The 23,536-nt window shown below is 72.6% G+C and carries 17 protein-coding genes and 1 pseudogene; 11 read left to right on the forward strand and 7 right to left on the reverse strand.

Annotated features, from left to right (window positions below; translation table 11 throughout):
• Positions 1–319: 319 nt before the first annotated feature.
• From ACFU7Y_RS10000 to ACFU7Y_RS10030, 7 genes are all read right to left on the reverse strand, one after another.
• A complete protein-coding gene (locus ACFU7Y_RS10000) occupies positions 320–1,078 on the reverse strand; it encodes a thioesterase II family protein (RefSeq protein WP_380767263.1) in 759 nt (252 codons plus the stop codon).
• A gap of 133 nt (positions 1,079–1,211) precedes the next feature.
• Positions 1,212–2,447: a cytochrome P450 gene (locus ACFU7Y_RS10005; RefSeq protein ID WP_380767265.1), complete on the reverse strand. Its 1,236-nt coding sequence runs from the start codon at positions 2,445–2,447 to the stop codon at positions 1,212–1,214.
• Positions 2,444–4,351: an amino acid adenylation domain-containing protein gene (locus tag ACFU7Y_RS10010; RefSeq protein WP_380767267.1), complete on the reverse strand. Its 1,908-nt coding sequence runs from the start codon at positions 4,349–4,351 to the stop codon at positions 2,444–2,446. Before ACFU7Y_RS10010 ends, ACFU7Y_RS10005 begins: the two co-directional genes overlap by 4 nt.
• A gap of 166 nt (positions 4,352–4,517) precedes the next feature.
• The gene (locus ACFU7Y_RS10015; protein WP_224283321.1) at positions 4,518–4,952 is read right to left on the reverse strand and encodes a nuclear transport factor 2 family protein; all 435 of its coding nucleotides are present in this window, start codon (positions 4,950–4,952) and stop codon (positions 4,518–4,520) included.
• 33 nt (positions 4,953–4,985) lie between these two features.
• On the reverse strand, positions 4,986–8,135 hold the full coding sequence (locus ACFU7Y_RS10020) for an amino acid adenylation domain-containing protein (RefSeq protein ID WP_380767269.1): 3,150 nt from the start codon (positions 8,133–8,135) through the stop codon (positions 4,986–4,988).
• On the reverse strand, positions 8,132–12,100 hold the full coding sequence (locus tag ACFU7Y_RS10025; protein WP_380767271.1) for an amino acid adenylation domain-containing protein: 3,969 nt from the start codon (positions 12,098–12,100) through the stop codon (positions 8,132–8,134). The genes ACFU7Y_RS10020 and ACFU7Y_RS10025 overlap by 4 nt, the downstream gene beginning before the upstream one ends.
• Before the next feature lie 155 nt (positions 12,101–12,255).
• A complete protein-coding gene (locus ACFU7Y_RS10030) occupies positions 12,256–13,980 on the reverse strand; it encodes a condensation domain-containing protein (protein WP_380767272.1) in 1,725 nt (574 codons plus the stop codon).
• A gap of 436 nt (positions 13,981–14,416) precedes the next feature.
• Here ACFU7Y_RS10030 and ACFU7Y_RS10035 point away from each other — a divergent pair, with 436 nt between their 5' ends.
• The 11 genes and pseudogenes from ACFU7Y_RS10035 (at position 14,417) to ACFU7Y_RS10085 (ending at position 23,491) form a co-directional block, all read left to right on the forward strand.
• Complete coding sequence (locus ACFU7Y_RS10035) at positions 14,417–15,940, forward strand: AMP-binding protein (protein ID WP_380767274.1); 1,524 nt, start codon at positions 14,417–14,419, stop codon at positions 15,938–15,940.
• Positions 15,937–16,200, forward strand: a complete 264-nt coding sequence (locus ACFU7Y_RS10040; protein WP_224280489.1) for an acyl carrier protein — start codon at positions 15,937–15,939, stop codon at positions 16,198–16,200. The genes ACFU7Y_RS10035 and ACFU7Y_RS10040 overlap by 4 nt, the downstream gene beginning before the upstream one ends.
• Before the next feature lie 2 nt (positions 16,201–16,202).
• Complete coding sequence (locus ACFU7Y_RS10045; RefSeq protein WP_380767276.1) at positions 16,203–17,240, forward strand: anthranilate phosphoribosyltransferase; 1,038 nt, start codon at positions 16,203–16,205, stop codon at positions 17,238–17,240.
• The gene (gene trpA, locus ACFU7Y_RS10050; protein WP_380767278.1) at positions 17,237–18,040 is read left to right on the forward strand and encodes a tryptophan synthase subunit alpha; all 804 of its coding nucleotides are present in this window, start codon (positions 17,237–17,239) and stop codon (positions 18,038–18,040) included. Before ACFU7Y_RS10045 ends, trpA begins: the two co-directional genes overlap by 4 nt.
• Positions 18,041–18,052: 12 nt before the next feature.
• A complete protein-coding gene (locus tag ACFU7Y_RS10055; RefSeq protein WP_224280495.1) occupies positions 18,053–18,427 on the forward strand; it encodes an ectoine synthase in 375 nt (124 codons plus the stop codon).
• Between the two features lie 12 nt (positions 18,428–18,439).
• A complete protein-coding gene (locus ACFU7Y_RS10060; protein WP_224280498.1) occupies positions 18,440–19,579 on the forward strand; it encodes an acyl-CoA dehydrogenase family protein in 1,140 nt (379 codons plus the stop codon).
• A gap of 6 nt (positions 19,580–19,585) precedes the next feature.
• Positions 19,586–20,269, forward strand: coding sequence for an N-(5'-phosphoribosyl)anthranilate isomerase (locus ACFU7Y_RS10065; RefSeq protein ID WP_224280500.1), 684 nt, complete (start codon positions 19,586–19,588; stop codon positions 20,267–20,269).
• Positions 20,266–20,901, forward strand: a pseudogene (locus tag ACFU7Y_RS10070) (indole-3-glycerol-phosphate synthase); the annotation flags it as partial. The gene ACFU7Y_RS10065 and the pseudogene ACFU7Y_RS10070, both read left to right, overlap by 4 nt.
• Before the next feature lie 123 nt (positions 20,902–21,024).
• Entirely contained in the window at positions 21,025–21,240 is a 216-nt protein-coding gene (locus ACFU7Y_RS10075) for an MbtH family NRPS accessory protein (RefSeq protein WP_224280506.1), read from the forward strand.
• Entirely contained in the window at positions 21,237–22,415 is a 1,179-nt protein-coding gene (locus tag ACFU7Y_RS10080) for a Glu/Leu/Phe/Val dehydrogenase dimerization domain-containing protein (protein ID WP_224280502.1), read from the forward strand. The genes ACFU7Y_RS10075 and ACFU7Y_RS10080 overlap by 4 nt, the downstream gene beginning before the upstream one ends.
• A 488-nt stretch (positions 22,416–22,903) precedes the next feature.
• Positions 22,904–23,491, forward strand: a complete 588-nt coding sequence (locus tag ACFU7Y_RS10085) for a hypothetical protein (RefSeq protein WP_380767281.1) — start codon at positions 22,904–22,906, stop codon at positions 23,489–23,491.
• The last annotated feature ends 45 nt before the right edge of the window (positions 23,492–23,536 follow it).

A 23,536-nucleotide genomic window follows, 5' to 3' on the forward strand; every position in this document is an offset into this window, starting at 1 on the left:
TAGGCGTTACTCCAGGCGCTTGGTGGTGGGGCGGCCATCCCAGCGGTAGCGCGGGGCCGCGCGGCGGATGAGCATACGCAGTGCGACGATCACGGTTGGCATGGTCGGGTGCTCACCCCCCCTTGCGGTGCTTGAGCGGCGCGTTTTGTCTGACGTACAGTCAGATCGGGATCAGGCGCCTGGCGCGCACATCATGGCCGCGCATTCGAAGCCGACTGGCGCCCGATCATCGGCACGTCGACCGTGTGGGTCCGGACGAGCTGAGCGCCGCGCGGCCCACGCCGAGCAGTCCTGCAAGGGGTAGGCCGACAGTCCGGTGTCAGAGGGTGCGGGAACGGGTGGGCGTCAGATCCGCTACCAGGAGCGCCAGTAGTTCCGCCGGCGCCTCGATGAAGCGGTAGTGGCCTCCCTCCAGGAGTTCGAAAGTCGCTTCGCCGCAGGCCGACCAGCCGGTCATCAGCGACGGCGCGATGCCCGTGTCCTCGCTCCAGCCAATGGCGGTGATCGGGCACGGCAGCCGGACCGGCTCGGCCACGTGATACCGCTTGTTCATGTCGACGTCGTTCCGCAGGACGCCGAGGTAGAGCGCGAGCAGGCTCGGTTCCAGGGTGCCGCCCAGTTCCGCGACGAGCTGGCGCAGTTCGGCCGCCAGCTCGTCGTCGCTCATGCCGAGGAAGCGGCCGTAGGGGCCGTCCTGCGGCGCGACCTCGGCGGAGACGAACACCTGGGTCGGGGCGGGGCAGCCCCTTTGGACCAGCCGTACGGCGGTCTCGTACGCCGCCAACGCGGAGCCGCAGTGCCCGAACAGTGCGTAGGGACGGTCCAGGTAGGGGCGCAGCACTTCGCAGAGGTCGTCGGCCATCGCCTCGTAGGTGGTGTGGGCGGGCTCGCGCATCCGGTTCTCCCGGCCGGGCAGCTGCACGGGGCAGATCTCGACGCCGTCGACCGATGACGGCCACTGGCGGTACATGCTCGCTCCGCACCCGGAGTAGGGCAGGCAGAACAGCCGCGCCGGTGCCACCGGCGACGGCTCGCGCAGGAACCACTTGTTGCGGGTACGGGCCGTCGGAGCGTCCACTGATGACCTTCCGTGTGGGGGGTTCTTCTCGGGTTCGGCTGCGGTGATGCGGCAGCGGTGAAGACGGTTGTGGTGCTGGTGGCCGTGATGATGGTGGCCGTGGTGCCGACAGGCGGCGGCGAGGTGCCGGCTCCTATCGGGTCCGCGCGGTGATCGGCAGGTGCGTGAAGCCCGCGATGACGTTCGAGCGCATCCGCCGCGGTGCCCCGGCGAGCTCGAAGCCGGTGAACCGGCCGAGCAGTTCGGCGAACAGGATCCGCAGGGCCACCCGTGCGACGGTGTGGCCGATGCAGTAGTGCGCGCCGACGCCGAAGGCGATGTGCTTGTTGGGTCGCCGTCGGATGTCGAAGGTGTACGGGTCGGCGAACACGGTCTCGTCGCGGTTGGCCGACCCCAGCCACACGACGACCGCGTCCCCCGCGGGGATCGGCACACCCCGGATCTCGACGTCGCGGGTGGCGTGGCGCATGAAGTGCTGGGTGGGCGAAGCCCATCGCAGTGCCTCCTCCACGCCGCTGCCGAGCAGCTCCGGGTGGGCCGCCCAGTCGTCCAGGACCGGGGTCCCGGCCAGTTCGACCATCGCCGCGATCGGTGGCTGGGCGGTGGTGACGGTCGCACCGAGCAGCAGGCTGTAGCAGTTGGACACGATCTCGCCCGGCGACAGTCGGCGTCCGTCCAGTTCCATGGTGAGCAGCACGCTGATCAGGTCGTCACCCGGTGCGCGCCGACGCTCGGTGACGATGTCCTGGAAGTAGGCGAACAGTTCGCGGTGGGCGGTCACGAGGGTGGCCCGTGGTCCGTCGGCGAGCTGGAACTCGGGGTCGTCCGCGGCGATGCAGGCGTGGGCGAGCCGGACCAGCCGCGGCCAGCCCTGTTCCGGCAGCGCCATCATGGTGCCGATCACCGCCATCGGCAGCGTGGCCATGGCGGCGGCGAAGTCGTACGGGCCGCCGTCGGCCAACGGCCGGAGCAGCTCGACGACGACCCGGCGGATGGCCTCCCGGTCGTTCTCCACCGTCTTGATCGACAGCGCCTGCTGCAGCGGGCCGCGCAGGTGCGCGTGCCGGGGCGGGTCGGTCGCGGCCATCTGGCGTCCGCCGGCGGGGTCGCCCTTGCCGAGGAGGTTGAGCAGGGTGCCCTGTTCGGAGGTGAACGTGGCGTGGTCGCGCAGGACCCGATTGGCGTCGGCGTGGCCGACGATCGACCAGTAGCCGATGTCGCCGACCGGCTGCCAGCTCACCGGGGCGTCGCGGCGCAGCCGTCGCCAGACCTCGTGCGCCCCGCCCTCGTGGTAGAGGTCGGGGTCGATCAGGTCGACCGGCTGTGGGGCGAGGACCGGGCAGCGCGTGGTCGGGGGGACCGTCGTCATCGGGGCTGCTCCTCCTGTGCCGCGTCGGCCGGGCCCCCGGTCGGGCCGTCCGTCGGGCCGTCCGGGCCCGGCATCCGCATCCGCGCGGTGAGGGCCGTCGCCAGCTCGGCGACGGTCGGCGACATGTAGAGGGTCTGCGCGGGGAGGTCCACGTCGAACTCGCGCTGGGTGGCGACCAGGAGGTCGGTGGCCAGCAGGGAGTGTCCGCCGAGGTCGAAGAAGTCGTCGTCGACGCCGACCGGTTCGACGCCGAGGACGTCGCCCCACAGGTCGGCCAGTCGCGTCTGCACCTCGGTGAGGGGCGGGACGAACTCGTTGGGCACGTTGCGCGGTACCCGGGTGGCGGTGGGCAGTGCCCGGCGGTCGATCTTGCCGTTACGGTTCACCGGCAGCTCGGGACGGACGAGGATCGCCCAGGGGATCAGGTAGTCCGGTAGCCTGTCCCGCAGTTCGTGGCGCAGCCGCCGGCCGAGGTCGGCGTCGCCCGCCGGACCGGGTTCCGCGGGCACGACGTAGGCCAGCAGCCGGGTGCCGCCCGCCGGATCGGGCTGCGGCAGCACGACCGCGTGCCGCACCCCGGGGAGCCGTTCCAGCTCGACCTCGACGGCGCGCGGTTCGGCGCGGTAGCCCTGGACCTTGACCTGGTCGTCCGCGCGTCCGACGAACTCCAGCGTGCCGTCCGGCAGCCAGCGCACGAGGTCGCCGGTCCGGTACATCCGGGCCCCCGGCTCGGTGCCGAACGGATCGGGCAGGAACCGTTCGGCCGTCGCGGCCGGGCGGTCCAGGTAGCCGCGGGCCAGGCCCGCCCCGGCCACGTACAGCTCCCCGCACTCGCCGACGGGCACCGGCCTGAGCTCGTCGTCGAGCACGGCGACCCTGGTGCCGCTGATCGGGCGGCCGATCGGCACGCTCCGCAGCTCCGGGAGGGTGCTGCTGGTCCAGCAGGTCGTGTACGTGGTGTTCTCGGTCGGTCCGTAGCCGTTGGTGAAGAGCAGCCCCGGGTGGCGGGCCAGCAGGTGCTGGACGTGGCCCGGCGAGGCCACGTCGCCCCCGGTGAGGACGTGCCGGACGTCGGTGAACGCCTCCGGGTGGGAGCTCGCCATCTGGTGGAAGAGCCCGGTGGTCAGCAGCAGGACCGTCACGCGCTCGGCCCGGACGACGCGCGCCACGTGCTCCAGCGTGATGGCGCCCGGGGGGAAGAGGACCAGCCGGCAGCCGTTGACGAGGGGGGTCCAGATCTCGAACGTGGACGCGTCGAACGCGACCGGCGCGAGGTGGAAGAAGACGTCCTCGGCGCGGACGTCCACCCAGTCCGCGCCCCGGACGAGCCGGTCGATCGCCCGGTGGGGCACACCGACGCCCTTGGGCTCGCCGGTCGAGCCGGAGGTGTAGCTGACGTAGGCGAGCCGGTCCGGGTCGCCGGGGCGGGCCGGGACCGCCGGCCCGGTGGCCGGCTCCTGCGTCGGGCCGCCTTCCGTCACCGTGACGACGGTGCCGGGCAGCCGCTCCCGCAGGGCCTCCCCGGTGATCACCATGCCCGCGCGGGCGTCCTTGAGCAGCAGCGCGTGGCGGGCGGCCGGGTCGTCCGGTTCGAGTCCGAGGTAGGCCCCGCCCGCGATGAGGACGGCGAGCAGGGCCACGATCAGCTCCGGCGAGCGCGGCACCAGCACGCCGACGACGTCCTCCTGCGCCAGTCCGGTCGCTCGCAGCCGCCCGGCGAGCCGGTGGGCGCGGTCGTTGAGCTGCTGGTAGGTCAGGGTCCGTCCGTCGCAGGTGACGGCGGGCGCGTGCGGGGCCCGCTCCGCCTGTTCGGCGACCAGCTCGTGGATCGCCCGGGCGTCGAACGGTGGCCGTCCGCTGCCGACGAACGCCGGGATGTCGGAGGTGAGGACCGTCTTGGTCAACTGCTTCCCGCTTTCCTGTGCTGAAGTGTCCCCGTCGGGGTTGAACGCGCGACCGCGTGGGCCGTCGGCGCCGCCGTGGCGGCCGTCGATGCTGTTCGGTGGGCGGTCGCGGTGGCGGCCGGTGCGCGGCACGCCGTGCGCGGTGCCACCGGGTGCGGCCACCGGCTCAGACCGCCGGCACGTGGAAGAAGGTGTCCCGCGTGGCGATGCGGCCCTGCGGCGTCATCCGGAAGAAGTCCGCGAACCGCAGCTCGACCTCGTCGCCGTCGTGCAGCACGCCGCGGAACAGGCCGTGCACCGCCACCTCGTCGTCGGTCGTGACCACGGTGGCCAGGGTGTGCACGCCGGAGCGGATCACCCGCTGGTCGCGGTAGAAGCGTTCGAGTTCGGCGTGTCCGACCATGGGCCGGTAGCCGGGGCGGTGGTAGCGGGCGTCCGGGGTGAACAGGGCGACCAGCGCGGGTACGTCCCCGGCGTCGACGAGCCGGTAGTACCGGCGGACCTGGGACACCGCCAGCGCCGGGATCGTCGGGGTTGCTGCGGCGGTCGGGGTTTCGGGTAGTGCCGGTGTCTCGTCGGGCTGGGAGAGGGTGTGGACCATGCCGAGGTGCTTCCTGTGATCGCCGTCAGGGGCTCAGAGTCGTGTACGTGGTGAGAGTTCCGGGACGGCCGCGGCGTCCGGGGCCGCCTTGAGTGCTTCGACCAGGCGCGCCGGCGTGGGTGCCTGGAACAGGGCGCCGAGGGTGAGTTCACGGCCGAACCTCACCCGCACCCGGTTGACCAGCCGGGTCGCGAGCAGGGAGTTGCCGCCCAGCGCGAAGAAACCGTCGTCGACGCCCACCGCGGGCCGGCCGAGCACCTCGGCGAACAGCGCGCACATCGTCCGCTCCGCCGGGGTTCGCGGCCCGGGCCCGGACGGTGCCGGTGCGGGGTCGGGGACGGGCAGCGCGGCCCGGTCGATCTTCCCTCTGGGCGTCAGGGGAAAGGCGTCGAGCGTGACGATCGCCGAGGGCACCATGTAGTCCGGCAGCGCCGCGGCGGCGTGCTCCCGCACCGACGCCGGGTCGAGCCCCGCGTCGCCGGCCGGGACGACGTAGCCGATCAGACGCCTGCCGGGAGTGGTCCCCGGTCCGGCGACCACGGTCGCCTGGGCGACGGCGGGGTGCCCGGCCAGGACCGCCTCGATCTCGCCCAGTTCGATGCGGAAGCCGTGGAGCTTGACCTGCTCGTCCGCGCGGCCGAGGAACTCCAGCTCCCCCTCGGCGTTCCAGCGGACCACGTCGCCCGTTCGGTACATCCGCTCGCCCGGTTCGCCGAACGGGCACGGCACGAACTGGCCGGCCGTCCGGCGGGGGTCGTTCAGGTACCCGCGCGCCACGCCCGCACCGGCGACGTACAGCACGCCGGCCACCCCCGGCGGCACCGGCGACAGCGCCTCGTCCAGGACGTACACCTGCCTGTTGTCCACCGGTCGGCCGAGGGGGACGACGTCGGGCACGGCCTGGCCGGGGCGGAGCACCCGGCGCGTGGTGAACGTGGTGGCCTCGGTCGGGCCGTACCCGGCGACCACCGCGGAGTCCGGGCACCGGGCCAGGACGCGCCGTACCGCGTCGGCCGGCACGATGTCGCCGCCGGTCCACACCTGGCCGACCCCGGCCAGCGTGCCGGGGGACTCCTCGGCGAACACCCGGAACAGCCCGGCCGTCAACCACAGCGCGCCGACCCGGTGGTCGACGATGAGCCGGTGGAGGTCCGCGAGCGCCAGCTCGCCGGGCGGGGCCACGACCACCCGGCCCCCGTTGAGCAGCGGCACCCACCACTCGTAGGTCGAGGCGTCGAAGGCGTGCGGGGAGTGCGCGAGGACGCGCGGGCCGTCCTCCTCGCGCCAACAGCGTTGCGCGGTCAGGCTGATGACGTTGCGGTGGCTCAGGGCCACCCCCTTCGGCGTGCCCGTGGAGCCCGAGGTGTACAGGACGCACGCCAGGTGGTCCGGGCGTAGCGGCACGACGGGGTCGGTGGCCGGCTGGTCGGCGAGGCCGGGGTCGGCGTCGACGACGACACCCGGTGTGCCGAGGGACAGGGCGTCGTCCCGGGTGGCCCGGTGGGTGAGCAGCACCACCGCCCCGGTGTCGTCCAGGACGCGGCGCAGGCGGGCCGTCGGGGCCCGGGTGTCCAGCGGCACGTAGGCGCCGCCGGCCTTGCTGATCGCCAGGACCGACACCACCACGTCGACGGAGCGTTCCATGAGCACGGCCACCGTGCTGTCGCAGCGGACGCCCAGGGTGATGAGCCGGTGGGCCAGCCGGTTGGCCCGGGCGTTCAACTCCGCGTAGGACAGGGTGGTTTCCCCGCACACCACAGCGGGCGCGTCGGGCCTGCGCGCGGCCTCGGCCGCGAAGGCCGACGGCACCGTCGGGTGCGGCAGCGGCCGCGTGGTGCGGTTGGCGGCCACGACGGTCCGGTGCCGCTCCTCGGGGGTGAGGAGGTCGGGCCGGCCGATCGGCCGGTCCGGGTCGGCGGAGGCCACCGCGTTCAGGAAGCGGAGGAACCGCTGCTGGTGGGCGGCGAGTTCGGCCTCGGTGTAGAGCGCGGGGTTCGCGTCGACGTCGATCCGGGGCTCGGTGCCGTCGGAGCGGTCGTAGACGGAGAACGAGAGGTCCTCGACCGGCCCGTTGGACAGGTTGTGCACGGTGGCCCGGACACCCGCGAAGTCCAGGTGGTAGTAGAAGGACATGATGTTGACGACGGGCCCGAACAGGACCCGCTCCGACCCTGCCGGATCCAGCTCCCTGCGCAGGTCCTCGCTGCGGTGGCGCTGGTGCCGGCGCAGGGCGGCGACCTCCTCGGCCACCTGTCGCGCGAGTGCGGACAGCCCCTGCTCCGGGTGGACGCGCAGCCGCAGCGGCACCACGTTCGCCACCATGCCGGGTACGGCCGGCGCGGCGGAGCCGGTGCGCCCGGTCACCGGCATGCTGAGCACGATGTCCCGTTCGCCGCTGAGGCGGTGGAGGTACGCGGCGACCGTCGCGGTGAAGGCGGTGGGCCAGCTCGCCCCGGCGGGTCGCGCGGCCCGCCGCAGCGCGGCCAGGGTGGGCGCGTCGAGGCTGCCGGTACGGCGCAGGAAGCCGTCCGAGGCGGGCGCCGAGCGGCTGGCGAGGCTGACGGGATCCGGCCGGCCGGCCAGCCGGGCCGCCCAGAACTCCCGGTCCTGTCCGGGCTGTTCCGACGCGCGGTAGGCGGCGTCGTGCGCCAGTAGGAGGCTCAGCGGCCCGAAGGCCGGCCCTGCCCCGCCCCTGCCCTCGACCAGTCCGGTGTAGGTCTTGGCGACGCGGCGCGCGATGAGCGACATGCTGAAGCCGTCGACCACGATGTGGTGGACGCGCTGGTACCAGAGGAAGCGGTCCGGCGCGATGGCGAACAGGGCCTGGCGGAACAGCGGGTCCCTGGTGAGCCCGACCGGGGTGGACAGGTCGGCGTGCATCCAGCGCTCGGCCGCCCGCAGCGGATCCGGTGTCGACGTGAGGTCGACGTGGTGCATCGACCAGTCGGGCGACGGGGTGACGACCTGCCGGGGGCCCTCGGCGCCCTCGGTGAGGCGGACGCGCAGGGACTCGGTCTCGTCCACCACGCGCCGCACGGCCGCCTCGAACAGCTCCGGGTCGATCGGCCCGGGGATGTCCACGTACTCGCCGGTGTTGTAGGCCGGGCTGCCGGGCCGCAGGTGGTGGGCGAACCAGATGCCGGACTGCGCCGATGACAGCGGCAACTCGTGTCCGTCGCTCATCCGAGCTCCTCCAGGATGGCCGACAGCGCGTCGGCGAAGGGTCCGACGTGCGGCGGCGACAGCATGTCGTGGTGGTTGCCGGGGACCTCGACCACGCTCAACGCCCCCCGGGTGCGGTCCCGCCACCGGGCGGGGACCACGACCGGGCCGGCGAGTTCGGGGTGGGTCTGCGCGCTCGTGAACAGGTGGATCGGTGTCCGCAGCCGCGCCGCCGACCGGTAGCGCCGGGCGGCGCCGCCGTTGGTGGTGAAGACCCGTGCCATGCGCCGCAGTTGTTCGGTGCGCACGCGAGGGGGAAGGCGCTCACGGTCGTGCGCGTCGTGGAGCAGCAGGGAGAGGGCGTCCTGCTCGTCGAGCTCGTGGAGGTCCCCGCCTGACCCGTCGGTGGATCCACCGGTGGGCGCGGGCGCTCCGACGTCGATGATCCCGAGGAATCCCGGGGGGTTCCCCTGCTCCTCCAGCAGGCGGGCCATCTCGAAGGCGACCAGCCCGCCGAAGGACCAGCCGGCCAGCAGGTACGGGCCGTCGGGCAGGACGGACCGCAGCTCCCGCAGGTAGCGCCGCGCCTGCTCCTCGACGGTGGCCAGGGGCGGCTCGTCGGTGTTGTAGCCGACGGCCTCCAGGCCGTAGACGGGCCGGGCGCCGGCGAGGGGTTCGGCGTGCTGTTCGGTGAGGTGCTCGGTGAGGCGCTCGGTGAGGTGCTCGGTGAGGTGTCCGGCCAGGTGGAGGAAGGAGCACACGTCGCCGCTCTGCGGGTGCACCAGGATCAGCGGCGCCCTGCGGCGGTCCCCTTCGGCCAGCGGAACGACCAGCCGGCGCAGGGCCCGCGACGCGTTGGGCAGTTCCGCGCACAGCCCCTCGACGGTGGGGTGGCGGAACACCGTGTTCAGCGGCACGGTGACCCCCCACTCCCGCCGGATCGCCTCCACGAGCTCGACCGCCCTGAGGGAGTGCCCGCCCAGCGCGAAGAAGTCGTCCCGGACGCCGACCTTCGGGGTGCCCAGCACGCGCTCCCAGATCCTGGTCATCAGGAGTTCCGGCAGGTCCCGCGGCGGTAGCGCACCGGCCTCGTGGCCGTGGCGGGCGGGCTCGGGCAGGGCCCCGCGGTCCACCTTGCCGTTCGTGGTCAGGGGGATCCGGTCGAGCGCGGTCAGCGTCGTGGGCACCATGAACTCGGGCAGGGTCTCGCGCAGGGAGCGCCGCAGGACCGTCAGGTCACCGGGGCGGTCCTGCCACACCAGGTAGCCGGCCAGTTCGGCGTCCGTCCCGCCGCCCCGCACCGTCACCGCGGCCCTGGCGACACCGGGCTGGGCGCACAGCGCGGCCTCGATCTCGCCCAGCTCGATGCGGTACCCCCGGATCTTCACCTGCTCGTCGGTGCGGCCGAGGAAGACGAGACTGCCGTCCGGCAGGTACCGCGCCAGGTCGCCGGTCCGGTACAGCCGGCCGCCGGCCGGGCCGAACGGGTCGGGCACGAAGCGCTCGGCGGTCAGCCCCGGCCGGTTGGCGTACCCGCGGGTGACGCCGACCCCGCCGATGTGGATCTCCCCCGGGACGCCGACGGGCACCGGGGCGCCGGCCGGGTCCAGCAGGTAGATCCGGAGGTTGCCGAGCGGCCGGCCGATCGGCACGGACCCTCCCGGCCGGGTCAGGTCCCGGTCGGCGTCCACGCGCCGGGTGACACAGCCGACGGACGCCTCGGTGGGACCGTAGCCGTTCCACAGCGTGGAGACCCGGTCGAGGAGCCGCCGGGCCAGGGCGGGCTGCAGCGGTTCGCCCACGCAGATCGCCTGGAACCGGCCGCCCTGCCAGCCGCCGTCCAGCAGCAGCAGCCAGGTGGCCGGTGTGGCCATGAGCGTGGTGACGCCGAACTGGCGCATCATCTCCGTCAGGCGCGGGCCGTCGACCGCGACCTCCGACGGGGCGATCACCACGGCGGCACCCCAGGCCAGCGGCATGAGCACCTGGGGGACGATGACGTCGAAGGAGATCGAGGCCACCGAGGCGACGACGTCGGCCCCGCCGAGGTCCAGCTGTCGGCCGCGGACCACCAGGTAGTTGACCACGCCCGCGTGCGGAACCAGCACGGCCTTGGGGCGGCCGGTCGAACCGGAGGTGTAGATCGAGTACGCCAGGTTGGCGGGCGTCGCGAGCGGTGGCAGCCGGTCTTCGGGCAGGGCCGCGACGAGCGGGGCCTCGGCGTCCAGCCACACCATCTCGGCGCCGTGCCGCGGCAGCCGGTCGGCCAGGGAGCGCTGGGTGAGCAGCAGCGGCACGTCGGCGTCGGCAAGCATGAACGACATGCGCTGCGCCGGGAGGTCCGGGTCCAGCGGCAGGTAGGCGGCACCCGACTTGAGGACGGCCAGCAGGGCCACGACCAGGTCCGCCGAGCGCGGCAGGCAGACGCCGACCAGGCGTTCCGGCCGTGCTCCCCGGGCTCGCAGGTACCGGGCCAACCGGTTGGCCCGGCGGTCGAGTTCCCGGTAGGTCAGCCGCTCGGTTCCGCAGCGGACCGCCACCGCGTCGGGGGTCAGCCGGGCCCGCTCCTCGACCAGCTCGTGCACGCAGAGGTCGGTGGGGAAGGGTTCGTCGGTGGCGTTGGCGGCCACCAGCAGCGCTTCGCGCTCGGCCTCGGTGAGCAGGTCCAGGCGTGAGACGGGACGGTCGGGATCGCCGGCCGCGGCGTCCAGCAGCCGGAGGTAGTGGCCGACCAGGCGCTCCACGCTCGCGCGGTCGAACAGACCGGTGTCGAAGGCCACGGTCCCGGTCGTGCCGGTCGCCCCGGCAGCCCCGTCCGTGCCGGTCGGCCGGTCGGCTATCACCAGGCTGAGGTCGACCTTCGCCGTGCCGTTGTCGACCTCCATCTGTTCGACCTCCGTCCCCACCAGCCGGAGGGAGGCGGTCGGGTCGGACAGGCCGGCGAACATCACCTGGAACAGTGGGTTGCGGTCGAGGCCGCGGGCCGGCCGCAGCTCCTGCACCAGCCGTTCGAACGGCACGTCCTGGTGCGCGTAGGCGTCCAGGGCGGTCCGGCGGACCCGGTCGAGCAGCTCGGCGAAGCTCGGGTCGTCCGCGAGGTCGGTGCGGAGGACCACGGTGTTGATGAACGAGCCCACCAGCGGGTCGAGTTCCGGACGGGTGCGGCCCGCGACCGGCGTGCCGACCGCCACGTCGGACTGCCCGCTGTAGCGGGCGAGCAGGGCCTGGAACGCGGCGAGCAGCGTCATGAACATCGTCGCGCCGTGCCGCCGGCCCAGCAGCCGCAAGCGCCCGGCCAGCTCCTCGGGCACCGTGAAGGTGATCCGCTCGCCCCGGCCCGCGCGGACCGGTCCGCGCGGACGGTCGGTGGGTAGGTCCAGCGGCGACAGCCCGGACAACTGTGCGCTCCAGTAGTCCAGTTGGCGCTGCAGGCGGTCGCCGGAGAGCCGGGCCCGCTGCCAGTGGGCGAAGTCCGCGTACTGGAGCCGCAAGGGGGGAAGCTCGTGCTCGCGGCCTTCCAGCCGGCTCCGGTACATCGCCGACAGGTCGTCCCACAGCAGCGGCATCGACCAGCCGTCGACCGCGATGTGGTGGACGACCACCACCAGGACGTGCTCGTCCTCGTCGACCCTCAGCAGTGACGCGCGCAGCAGCGGGGCGGTGGCCAGGTCGAAGGGGCGCAGGACCTCGGAGTGGACGAGGTCGAGGGCCAGCCGCGTCCGGCGTTCCGCGGGCTCGGCCCGCAGGTCCGTGACGGGCAGGCCGATCGGCCGGGCCGGCTCCACCGAGGGGACGGGGCGCCCGTCCTCCTCGGGGAAGGCGGTGCGCAGGACTTCGTGGCGCCGCACCAGCTCGGTGAGGCTGTGGCCGAGGGCGGCCACGTCCAGCGGGCCGCGCAGCCGGAAGACCTCGTGGACGTTGTACAGCGCGGGGCCGTCGGACAGCCGCTCGACCAGCCACATGCGTTCCTGGGTGAACGACGTCACCCGCGCACCCGCCGGGCGGGGTGGGACCGCGGCCTCCGGCTCTCCCTCGACGGCCCTGTTCCGGGCCGCGCGGACGCGCTGGTCGAGCAGGGCCCGCGTGGTGGCCGGTGTGGGACCGGTCGGCTGGCCGGGCTCGGGTCGACTGTGCTGTGCCTTCACGGGTGACGGGCCTTTCCGGCGGGGAGCGGTTCCGCCTCGGCGGCGCCGAGGTCCGCCAGCAGCGCCGCGTCGATGCCGCCGGCGAGTTCGGCGACGGTCGGGTGGTAGAAGAGCAGGACGACCGGCAGTTCGAGGTCGAGCGCCCGGCCGAGTCGGGACATGACCTTCGAGGCGAGGAGCGAATGGCCGCCCAGCTCGAAGAAGTCGCTGTGCACGCCGTCCGGGGTGACGCCGAGGACCTCGGCCCAGGTCTCCAGTACGAGGAGCTCGGTCTCGGTCTCGGTCCCGGCGGCGGGAGCGCCGGCCCGGTCGGCATCGGGCCGCGGGGCCGCAGGGCGCACGGCGGGAGCGGCGGGAGCCGCGGGGCTCACCCGGAGGCCGGGAGGGGTCTCCCACGCCGATACCGGCCGTTCGGGAGCAGCGACGAGGTGGTCGAGCAGCGCCCTGAAGCCCTCGGAGAGCTGCCGCACCGTGTCGCGGTCGAAGAGGTCGGCGGCGTAGCGGATGACGCCGGTGAGGCGGTCGCCGGGGTCCGTCAGGGAGATCTCGATGTCGAACTTCGCCACGTCGTTCGGTATCTGATGGTCACTCACCTCCAGCCCCGGAAGGCCGGACGGGAGCGCGGGCGGATCCTCCAGCTGGAACATGACGGTGAACAGCGGGTGTTGGCCGAGGTCGCGTTCGGGCCGCAGCTCCTGCACCAGCTGTTCGAAGGGGACGTCCTGGTGGGCGTACGCCTCCACCGCGCACCGCCGCACCCGGGCGAGCACGTCGGTGAAGCCGGGGTCGCCCGACAGGTCGGTGCGCAGGACGAGCGTGTTGACGAAGAAGCCGACCAGCGGCTCCACCTCGATCCTGGTCCGCCCGGAGATCGGCGTCCCCACCGTCACGTCGGCCTGTCCCGTGCAGCGCGCGAGCAGGACCTGGAAGGCGGCCAGCAGCGTCATGAACGGCGTCACCTCGTGGGCGCGCCCCAGTGCTCGTATCCGGTCGGCGAGTTCCGCGGGGATCTCGATCTCGACCTGGTCGCCCCGGCCTGACCACACCGCGGGGCGCGTCCGATCCGTCGGGAGCACCGACGGGCTCAGGTCGGCCAAGTGCTCGCGCCAGTAGGCGAGTTGTCCTTGCAGTGCCGTTCCGGTCCGGTGGCTCCGCTGCCAGTCCGCGAAATCGGCGTACTGGACGGGCAGGTCCGGCAGGGCGATCGGCCGGCCGTCGACGGCGGCGCCGTATCCGGCGGAGAACTCCTGCCACAGCACCGGCAACGACCAGCCGTCGCAGGCGATGTGATGGATCACCAGGACCAGCAGGTGGTCGTCGGAGGCGATGCGGATCAGCCTGGCGCGCAGCTTCGGGGCGGTCCCGAGGTCGAAGGGGGTCGCCAGATCGGCGGCCACCAGCTCCCGGGCCCGCTGCCAGGCCTGCTCGGCCGGGGTGTGCGTCAGATCGGTGACCGTCGGCACGAAGCTCTCGACCGGCTCCGTGACGTGGCACGGGCCGTGCTCGGAGTCGACGATCCTGCCGCGCAACACCTCGTGGCGCCGCACGACTTCGGTCAGCGCCCGGACGAGCGCCTCCTGGTCCAGCCGGCCACGCAGGCGGACCGCGGTCGGGACGTTGTGGTCCGGCCGACCCGGCCGCAGCCGATCGAGGAACCACAGCCGTTGCTGGGCGAAGGACAACAGGGTCGGAGCGTACGCGCTCCGGTCGGAGCCAGGCATGACGGATCCACCTTTCACGGCGATCGGGAACGCTAAATCGCCCCGGAAATCCCCTCGCCGATTCGCTGATTCGCGAACAGTACGGCGGATACTAGGCAGCTCCCGTCTCACTCCGCAAGACAGAGAAGAGGGTCGCAGGCATCAGGACAATCTTTACGCCAGCCCGCGGCAATCCTTATGTAGATTGAACACGCTCGACGGCTAGCATCTGCGCGGCCGACTTCGACACCCTCTCTGACGTGCCGTCATGGTGCTGATCGAGCACCCTACTTCCGTGGACTGGCAGCACGTGATAATTCTTCTTTCGCCAGGAGGGCGGCCGGATGGGCCCCTTTCGTGTCGGCCCTTCATTGTTCCGAATGAGATCGGTGAACCCGTTGCATGAACTCATCCGTTGTCTATAGAGCCCACCCCGTTGCATGAACTCGGAGACGTCATGATGCAGCAGCAGAGCCTGGTGGGTTCATTCGTCTCGCACGCCACAAGCCACCCCGGTGATCCGGCGCTGGTATGGCACGGAACGGAGACGACCTACCGTGAACTCCACCAGTCGGCGGAGCGGGAGCGCCTCCGGATCGCCCGGCTCGCCCCGGACGGCGACGAGCCGCTCGGCATCCTGGCCGCCAAGTCGCCCTCGACGATCGCCCTGGTGCTCGCCTGCCTGCTGGAAGGGCGGCGCTTCCTGCTGCTGCCGGCGCCCACGCCGGAGGGGAGAACCTCTCACGCGTTGGCCGAGCGGGCCGGAATCCGGCACGTCCTGTCACCGGAGGACCCCCGGGCGCCCGGGCCGGACGCCCCGGACGTCCCGGACCGGCCGGCGCAACCGAAGGCGCCGCGCGGTACGGAACCCGCCGACGTCTCCTTCATGTTCACCACCTCCGGTTCCACCGGGCGGCCGAAGATCGTGCCACTGAGCACGGGCGCGGTGGACCGCTTCACCACCTGGGCCGGCGAGCGGTTCGGCATCCGTCGGGGAACGACGGTCCTCAACTACGCCCCGCTCACCTTCGACCTGTGCCTGCTGGACATCTGGACCACGCTCAAGTGCGGCGGCCGCGTCGTCCTGGTCGATCCGGCCCGGGCCACCCACCCCGGCCACCTGCTGGACCTGGTGTCCCGCCACGAGGTCCAACTCGTCCAGGCCGTACCGATGTTCTACCGGCTGCTGGTCGACGCGACCGCGCAGAGCGGCCGGCGGCTCGACACCGTCGAGCACGTCGTCTTCACCGGCGACAGCATGCCCGCCCGCTGCCTGGCCGAGCTTCCGCACCTGTTCCCCGGCGCGCGGCTCCACAACGTCTACGGTTGCACCGAGACCAACGACAGCTTCCTGCACGAGGTCGACGGCACCGAGCCGGCGGACGGCCCGGTGCCGATCGGACGTCCGCTGCCCGGAGTCCACGCGGTGATCGTCGACGCCGACGGCGGGATCGTGACCGGGCCGGGAACCGGCGAACTGCACGTCGCGACGCCCTTCCAGACCGACGGCTACCTGGACCGGGACCAGGACGCGGACAGGTTCGCGACCCACCACCACGACGGGCAGACGCGGCGCTACTTCCGCAGCGGCGACCTCGTACGGCGTGACCGGGACGGCCGCATCACCCTGGAAGGCCGGAACGACCACCAGGTCAAGGTCCGCGGCACGCGGGTCAACACCCACGAGGTCGAGCAGGTGCTGCTCGACCATCCCGACGTCGTCGAGGCGGCCGTGGTGGCCGTGCCCGACCCGGTGGCCGGTCGCCTGCTGCGGAGCGTGGTCCGCCGCGCCCCGGACAGCCGGCTGAACTCGCTGGCGCTGCGTCGGCACTGCGCACAACGCCTCCCGCTCACCGCCGTCCCCTCGACCCTGCTGATCGTGGACGACCCGCTGCCCAGGACGTCCACCGGAAAGATCGACCGCACGCCCATCGAGCGCGCCTGCTCCCCGTCCCAGCCCACCGAAGGAACGGCCACGTGAAACACACCGCGGTAGTCACCCAGTTCATCATCGAGGAGTTCCTGCCGGACGTCGGCGCGAACGAGCTGGACTCCGACTACGACCTCGTGGACGGCGGGGTCATCGACAGCCTCGGCCTGCTCAAGACGATCGCCTGGCTGGAGGACCGCTTCGACGTGCGCGTCGAGGAGTTCGACCTCGACCCGGACAGCTTCCGCTCCGTCGGCTCGATCAGCAGGTTCATCGACCAGGCCCAGCTGCACCGGACGGACGCCCACTAGTCATGCACGAGGTGCTGCGAGCGCTGATCCGCCGGGACCGCGCCGTCGACCAGGAGCTGTGGGGGTCCTTCTGGGACCAGCTGCGTGACGGCGCCCTCCGCTCCGGCGAGACGGTGGCGCTGCTGTCCTCGCTGTCCACCCGGATGCCCGATCGGGACACGCTGGTCGCGATGCTCCGCTCGCTGGACGAGCGACGGCCGGCCATCGCCGCGCGGCTGGACGGCACGGCCAACATCGTCGGCACCGGAGGCGGGCCGGCCACGTTCAACATCTCCACGGCGGCGGCGTTCCTTGCCGCGGCCCTGGGCGTCCGCGTCGTCAAGACGGGGTCCCGCGCCTACACGAGCACCTGTGGCTCCCACGACCTGCTCGACCGTCTCGGCATCGAAAGGACCACCTCGTACGAGCGGACCGAGGCCCAGCTGGAACGCTTCGGCATCGCCTTCCCGGGGAACTTCGTCTACCCCCGGGAGGTGGCGCTGCTGGCCCGGAGCATCGTGCCGATGGACCTGCGGATGATCGGCGGGTTCATCAACTCCGTCGGCCCCTTCCTGGCCTCGGTGCCGGTCTCCGCCCAGCTCGTCGGCGTCTCGGACCGTTCGCTGCTGCGGACGCTGGGCCAGGTCGCCGCCACCGTCGCCGAGCGGAGGATCTGGCTGTGCTCCAACGAGCTGGGAATCGACGAGCTCGTCAGCTCCGTCGACAACCTCGTCCTCACCAATGACGGCAGCGACGCGATCCGGCTGCCGACCGAGGCTCCCGGGACCGGCGCGATCGCCGAACTGCGGCCGGCCGCAGGAGGAGAGGACGTGGTCGACCACTTCCTCGGCGTGCTCTCCGGGCAGGGGACGGCTCTCGCGACGCGGACCGTCTGCCTGAACGCCGCCGCACTGGCCGTCGCGAGCGGCCTGATCGGCGGGTGGCCGGAGGCGATCCGGGCGGCCGACGACGCCCTCCGCGGCGGCGCCGCCCGCGAGCTCGTCGACCGCCTGCGTGCGCACCCGGTGCGCCGTGCGGTGGCTACGGTGCGTGTGCGGTGAGCGGGTTCTTCGCCCGCCGGCCACCGGACCGGCCCGGCCTGGCGGTGTTCCTCAACGCCGGAGACCCCCCGCTGCCCGTCCTGGCCGACGTCATACGGATGCTCGACGACTGCCGGGTGGACTGCCTGGAGCTGGCGGTGCCCTTTCCCCACTCGGTCACCGACGGGCCGGTCATCCGCCGATCGGCGCAGCGGGCCCTGGCCGACGGCGTCGGACTCGGCGAGGTGCTCGACTTCCTCGGCGGGGTCCTGCCCCGGCTGCGCCACCTGCGGGTGGCGCTGCTGGCCGACTGGAGCCACACGGTCAGGGACCTGACCGTGCCCGGCTTCGTCCGGCGGGTCGCCGACGCGGGCCTCCACGGGCTGCTGGTCCACGGCCTGCCGCCGCGGCTACGGGACGACTGCCTCGAAGCGGTGCGGGAGGCGGGGCTGCCCCTGGTCGCCACCTGCTACGCCGCGTCGGCGGCCGAGGTGAAGGCCGCGGCCGCCGAGTGCGCCACCGCGTACCTGTACCTGGTGGCCCACTACGGCCGCAGCGGCGGCAGGCTCACGGCCGACCACCAGGAGCTGGCCGCCGCGCTGGCCGCGCTGCGCAGGACAGCCTCCGTACCGATCGCCGTCGGGTTCGGCGTCCGCTCCCGGGCGGACATCGACCTGCTGCACGGCCTCGGCGCCGACGCCGCGGTCGTGGGCAGCGCCGGGGTCGCCCGGATCGAGCACGCCCTCGCCGAAGGGGCCGACGTGGTCGAGGAGTTCCACACCTTCGTACGCACGATTTCGCCGTATTCACCAAGCCGCTAGGAGGCACATCCGATGATCGTCCGACACCTTGCCGAGGTGACGACCGTGGACTGGGGCAACGGGCTCAGCCGCAGGTTCCTGCTCGAATCCGACGGCCTGGGCTACACGATGACGGACACCACCGTCCGCGCCGGCACCAAGTCGCGGCTGGAGTACCGCCGCCACCTGGAGGCCTGCTACTGCATCGAGGGGAAGGGCGAGGTCGTGGACACCGACGGCACGTCCCACCCGCTCGAACCGGGCACGCTGTACGCGCTCGACCGGAACGACGCCCACTTCCTGATCGCGAGCCCGGACGAGGACCTCCGCCTGGTGTGCGTGTTCTCGCCCGCGCTGCGCGGCGACGAACGCCACGACCTGGACTCAGCCGAATTCTCCGAGTACTGACAGGGCCGACGGATGATCAGGTGGAACGCCGACCAGATCGCCCTGGGCGAGGGGATCGCCCAGTGGTGCGAGGAGCTCAGCTCCGGCCATCTCGAAGGGGACGCCGAAGGCGCCTTCCCGTGGGACAAGTGGAAGCTGATCCAGCGGTCCGGAATCCTCGGCCTGCCGTTCGACGAGCAGTGGGGCGGGCTGGGCCAGGACCTGCTCACCACCATGCACGTGCTCGAACGACTCGGCACCGGGTGCCGTGACGGCGGACTGAACTTCTCGGTCGCCACCCACCTGGTCGGCGTCGGAGTCCCGCTGCAACGGTTCGGCTCGCCGGAGCTCAAGGCGCGCCACCTGCCGGGGATCTGCTCGGGAGAGTCGATCGGGGCGCACGCGATCAGCGAGACCGAGAGCGGCTCCGACGCGCTGGCGATGAGGACCACGGCCACCCGCGAGAACGACGGCTTCGTGCTGCGGGGCGGCAAGTCCTTCGTCACCAACGGCCCGGTGGCCGACGTGTTCGTGGTCTACGCGCGCACCCACCCGAACGGCGGCCCGCTCGGCATCACCGCCTTCGTCGTGGAGCGGGACACCCCGGGGCTCGTCATCGGGGCACCCCTCGCCACCATGGGGCTGCGGACCGCGCCGCTGAGCGAACTGCACTTCGACGACTGCAGGATCCCCGCATCCGCCGTGATCGGCCGGGTCGGATCCGGGTTCCTGGTCCTGGACCACGTGATGAAGTGGGAGATCCTCTGCTCCTTCGTCATCAACACCGGGCAGATGCGGTACCGGCTCGACCGCTGCGTCGAGTACGCCAAGGAACGTGTCCAGTTCGGCAAGCCGATCGGCTCGTACCAGTCGATCTCCCACAAGATCGTGGAGATGGGGATCGGCTTGGACACCGCGCGGAAATGGCTCTACGACACGGCGGTTCGGCTGACGGAGGGCGAGAACGTCACGAAGGACATCGCCGTCAGCAAGCTGCTCGCCAGCGAGAGCAACCTCTCCTCCGCACTGGCCGCCGTGCAGATCTTCGGCGGCAGCGGGTACCTGGCCGAGTACGGACTGGAGAAGGACCTGCGCGACGCGGTCGCCGGCCCGATCTACTCGGGTACGTCGGAGATCCAACGCAACCGCATCGCCGTCATGTTGGGGTTGTGACGCCTGATGCTGGTCAAGATCTGCGGAGCCGCCTCGGCTGAGGACGTGGCATCGCTCGACAGTACCGGAGTCGACCTCGTCGGCCTGTGGCACGGCGTTCCAGGGGGTCACGCGGAACTTACGCTCCGTCAACTATCCGTGCTCGCGGCCGCGGTACACCGAACGGCGCGACTGCATCCGGTCCTCGTGACCTTCCTCAAAGACGCCGAGGTACTGCGCGCGGCGACGGCCGCGGCCCGGGTGCGGTGGGTCCAGCTGCACGGCTACCAGCCGCCGGGCCTGGTCCGCGTCCTGAAGAGCACCACGGACCTCAACGTGGTCAAGGTGCTGCACCTCGGTACGGACAACCGCGCGGAGCGGTCCCTGATCGCGGCGTACGAGCGGGCGGGAACGGACCTCTTCCTGCTGGACGCGGTGGCCGGGGACGGCCGGATCGGCAGTACCGGGGGACCGGCGGACTGCGGGGCCGTCATCGAGATCGCGGACCGCCTCTCGCGGCCCTTCCTGCTGGCCGGCGGCATCTCGGCCGACAACCGGGAGGACTACCGGGCGGTGGTGGACCACCCGCTGTTCCTGGGCATCGACGTGGACACGGCGGCCAGGGACCTCGACGGACGGCTGAGCACCGACCGGGTCACGGCTGTGCGGCGCGGCTGGCGAGTGACGGACGGCACCGGGGCGGCCGGATGACGGCCGAGTTCATCGAGGCGCTGCTGGACGCCCGCCGACCGGTGATCATGGAGCTCAAGCGTCAGGACGCCGCAGGGCACGACCTGTTCGGTGACAGATCGGCCGCACGTCTGGTCGCCGACTACCAGGACGTCGGCGCACCCTGCCTGTCCGTGGTGACCGGGCGGTGGTTCGGCGGCACCCGGGACCTGCTGCGCGAGGTCGTGGAAGCGACGGACCTGCCGGTGCTGCAGAAGGACTTCATCACCCGCCGGAGCCAACTGCACCAGGCCCGCGAGAGCGGTGCGTCCGCGATCCTGCTCACCGCCGCGCTGCTGCCGCGCGCCACCCTGGGCCATCTGGTCGACCTCGGCCTGCGCCTGGGCCTGACGCCGTTCGTCGAGGTCACCACCGAGGAGGAGATCAGCCGCGTGCCACGCGCCGAGGAGTGCGTGGTCGCGGTGAACAACAAGGACATCACCACCCGCGAACGCGGCGCGGGCGACCTCGGGCGAAGCTCGACGCTCCTGCCCGCAGTGCTGAGCAGCGGCACCCGCTGTCCGGTGAGTGCCGGGGCCATCCGCTGCCCCGACGACGCCGCCCGCCTGCTCAGGGAGGGCTTCGCCGGTGTGCTCATCGGGACAGGCCTCCTGCGCGCCGCCAGCCTGCCGGAATGGCTGGACGGCCTCGACGCCCGTCTCGACGCCGGCCGCGAACCGGCTCCACCCGTCCGCCGCCCGGCGGACCCCCGACCACCGACATCTGGAGGTAACGGCATGACCAGCGAAGCACCCGAGCAGTGGAAGGTCGTCGTCAATGACGAGGAGCAGTACTCGATCTGGTCCGCCGACCGCGAGTCGCCGGCGGGCTGGCACGAGGTCGGTGTCCGGGGTGCGAAGGACGAATGCCTCGCGCACATCGAACGCGTGTGGACCGACATGCGCCCCCGCAGCCTGCGCCTGCGGTCCGTCCCGGAGGACGGCGCGCGATGAACCGGACACTCGCACCGCACGGTGCGCGCCGGGTGACCGAACCCATGCTCTCCACCACCCTGAACCTCCCGCGGTGCCAGGCCCGAGGCTGGGTCGTCGTCGACTCCATGGTCGACGGCCTGGCCATGGGCGGCACCAGAATGACCCGGACCGTGACCGAGCAGGAGCTGACCGGGCTCGCCAGGGCGATGACCCACAAGCTGGCGCTGGTCGGCCTGCCCATCGGTGGCGCCAAGGCCGGCATCGCACCCGATCCGGGCGCCACCGTCGAGCGGCAGGCGGTGATGCGGGGGTTCGGCCGTGCCGCGGCCCCGCTGCTGCACGGCGGTGTGTACCTGGGGTGCGACCAGGGCACCACCTACGCCGACCGGCAGCTGGCCTTCGAGGCCGCCGGGTACGACGTCACCCGCCGCCCCGGCACCACCCGCCTCACGGTCGGCTGGGCCGAACTGTGGGACCACATGGCCGACATCACCGGCTTCGGCGTGGCCGTCGCGGTGCTCGGCGCCCTACGGGCCTCCGGTGCGCGGACCCCGCAGCGCATCGCGATCCAGGGCTTCGGCACCGTCGGGCGCGCGGTGGCCGGTCACCTGGCCGCCCACGGCCACCGGGTGGTGGCCGTGGCCGACGTCCAGGGCACCATCGAGGACCACCGCGGACTGCCCGTCGCCGAACTCGCCGCCCTCACCAGCAGCGACGGCACGATCGACCGGAGCCGACTGCCCGCCCGGGTCACGGTCCACGGGCCAGGGCAGGCATGGCTGCACATCGACGCCGACGTGCTGGTGCTGGCGGCATCCGCCTCCGCGGTCGACGAGGAGGCGGTGCCGGCAGTCCGGGCCCGCCTGGTAGTCGAGGGCGGAAACCTGAGCTGCACCGCACCGGCCCGCCGGTTGCTGCGCGAGGCCGGCCACACCGTCCTGCCGGACGTGGTCGTCAACGTCGGCGGAGCGGCGGCAACCGGGTGCGTGCTCGCCGGGCTGGCCCCGTCCGACCTGCCGCTTCCGCACCTGTCCGAGTGGCTGCGCGAGTGGGTCTCCAGCAGGATCGCCAGGAACTGCGAGCTGGTACAGGAGCTGAGCGCCTCGGGCAGCGCCGATCCGGTGGCGCAGCTCCTCGGTTCGCGCGGAGCCCCGGCCGGAGCCTCCGAACCGGGAGTGCCGGCCGAGCGGTGATCCGGCTGGACGATTCGCCCTCATGACGGGCGGCGCACCGGCCGACCGGGCCCTCGGGCGGCCGTGCCCGCCGACTTCCACGGCCGTGGGCGGGACCGCCCGGCTGCCCGAGAGCCCGTGGGGGCCGGTCGGCTGGGGCACCGTCGAGCGCCAGGACGGAAAGCCCGGCCGGTTCGTCGCGGGTGCCCTCGGCCGGCCCCGGACCTTCGCCACCGCCGATCTCGCCCTGGACGTCCTTGGCCGGGCCGGCCGCCACCGCGCCGCCGGCCGACCCGTGGCTTCGGTCGCTTCGGTCGCTTCAGTCGCTGCGGCCGGGTTGTCCGGCGAGGTGTCGGTGTCCGTGCCGGCGCCGGTATGGACCGCCGGCTGGCCCGGCGTCGGACGGCTTTCCGTGGTCCCGCGACGACGTCCGCCAGGAATTGGGTCGACCGGGCTGCCGGGCGGCATCGCACGGATATCCGGCAGTCGCTGTCAGGTGACATCAACTCATGGTTCGTCAACAAAGCGGCGATTCGCCGGACGGCCTGCTCGGCTGGATCCTCAAGCGCTGGTCCGCCTGGAGCGGCCGCAACGCCGACTTCGAAGCCGAATGGCCCGCCGACGACATCCTCACCTTCGTCACCATCTACTGGGTCAACCAGGCGATCGGCTCCTCGATCCGCGCCTACAAGAACGCCAGCCTCTACCCGCCGGTGCCCGTCGACGACCGCGAACCCTACGTCCGGGCCCCGGCCGGCTTCACCTTCCTGCTCGGCGACTCCTCGCCCGGCGCCGAGACGCCCGAGGAGCGCGTGGAGATCTTCAGGAGCGGCGGCGCGCGGTTCTGCGCCGACATCCGCGACGTGAACGTCCACCGGGCGGCCACATCGACCGGTACGAGAATCCCGAGGCCTGGATCCACGGCGACACGTTCCGCCCACTGCGCTGACTCTTCGAGCCCAAGGGCTGGTGCGCCCTGTGCAGCCGCCGAGGCCCCGCCACCGGGGAGCCGTCGTTTCACCGCGACCGTTACCGAGGCCGGAATCCCGTCGAGTAAGGCTTGCCTTGCCACGGGGTCTGGCCTGCCCCTAGGCTGAAGTCCTCAGAGGAGCTGAGGACCTGAGGACTAGGACTACTTGGGG

The organism is Kitasatospora sp. NPDC057542 (genome assembly GCF_042801945.1).
Taxonomy (GTDB): Bacteria; Actinomycetota; Actinomycetes; order Streptomycetales; family Streptomycetaceae; genus Kitasatospora.

Excerpts from the sequence above, each read along its gene's own strand:
- ACFU7Y_RS10005 (WP_380767265.1), bottom strand. The coding sequence starts at position 2,447 with ATGACGACGGTCCCCCCGACCACGCGCTGCCCGGTCCTCGCCCCACAG.
- ACFU7Y_RS10015 (WP_224283321.1), bottom strand. The coding sequence starts at position 4,952 with ATGGTCCACACCCTCTCCCAGCCCGACGAGACACCGGCACTACCCGAA.
- ACFU7Y_RS10020 (WP_380767269.1), bottom strand. The coding sequence starts at position 8,135 with ATGAGCGACGGACACGAGTTGCCGCTGTCATCGGCGCAGTCCGGCATC.
- ACFU7Y_RS10030 (WP_380767272.1), bottom strand. The coding sequence starts at position 13,980 with ATGCCTGGCTCCGACCGGAGCGCGTACGCTCCGACCCTGTTGTCCTTC.
- ACFU7Y_RS10035 (WP_380767274.1), top strand. The coding sequence starts at position 14,417 with ATGATGCAGCAGCAGAGCCTGGTGGGTTCATTCGTCTCGCACGCCACA.
- ACFU7Y_RS10045 (WP_380767276.1), top strand. The coding sequence starts at position 16,203 with ATGCACGAGGTGCTGCGAGCGCTGATCCGCCGGGACCGCGCCGTCGAC.
- ACFU7Y_RS10055 (WP_224280495.1), top strand. The coding sequence starts at position 18,053 with ATGATCGTCCGACACCTTGCCGAGGTGACGACCGTGGACTGGGGCAAC.
- ACFU7Y_RS10060 (WP_224280498.1), top strand. The coding sequence starts at position 18,440 with ATGATCAGGTGGAACGCCGACCAGATCGCCCTGGGCGAGGGGATCGCC.
- ACFU7Y_RS10065 (WP_224280500.1), top strand. The coding sequence starts at position 19,586 with ATGCTGGTCAAGATCTGCGGAGCCGCCTCGGCTGAGGACGTGGCATCG.
- ACFU7Y_RS10075 (WP_224280506.1), top strand. The coding sequence starts at position 21,025 with ATGACCAGCGAAGCACCCGAGCAGTGGAAGGTCGTCGTCAATGACGAG.
- ACFU7Y_RS10080 (WP_224280502.1), top strand. The coding sequence starts at position 21,237 with ATGAACCGGACACTCGCACCGCACGGTGCGCGCCGGGTGACCGAACCC.
- ACFU7Y_RS10085 (WP_380767281.1), top strand. The coding sequence starts at position 22,904 with ATGGTTCGTCAACAAAGCGGCGATTCGCCGGACGGCCTGCTCGGCTGG.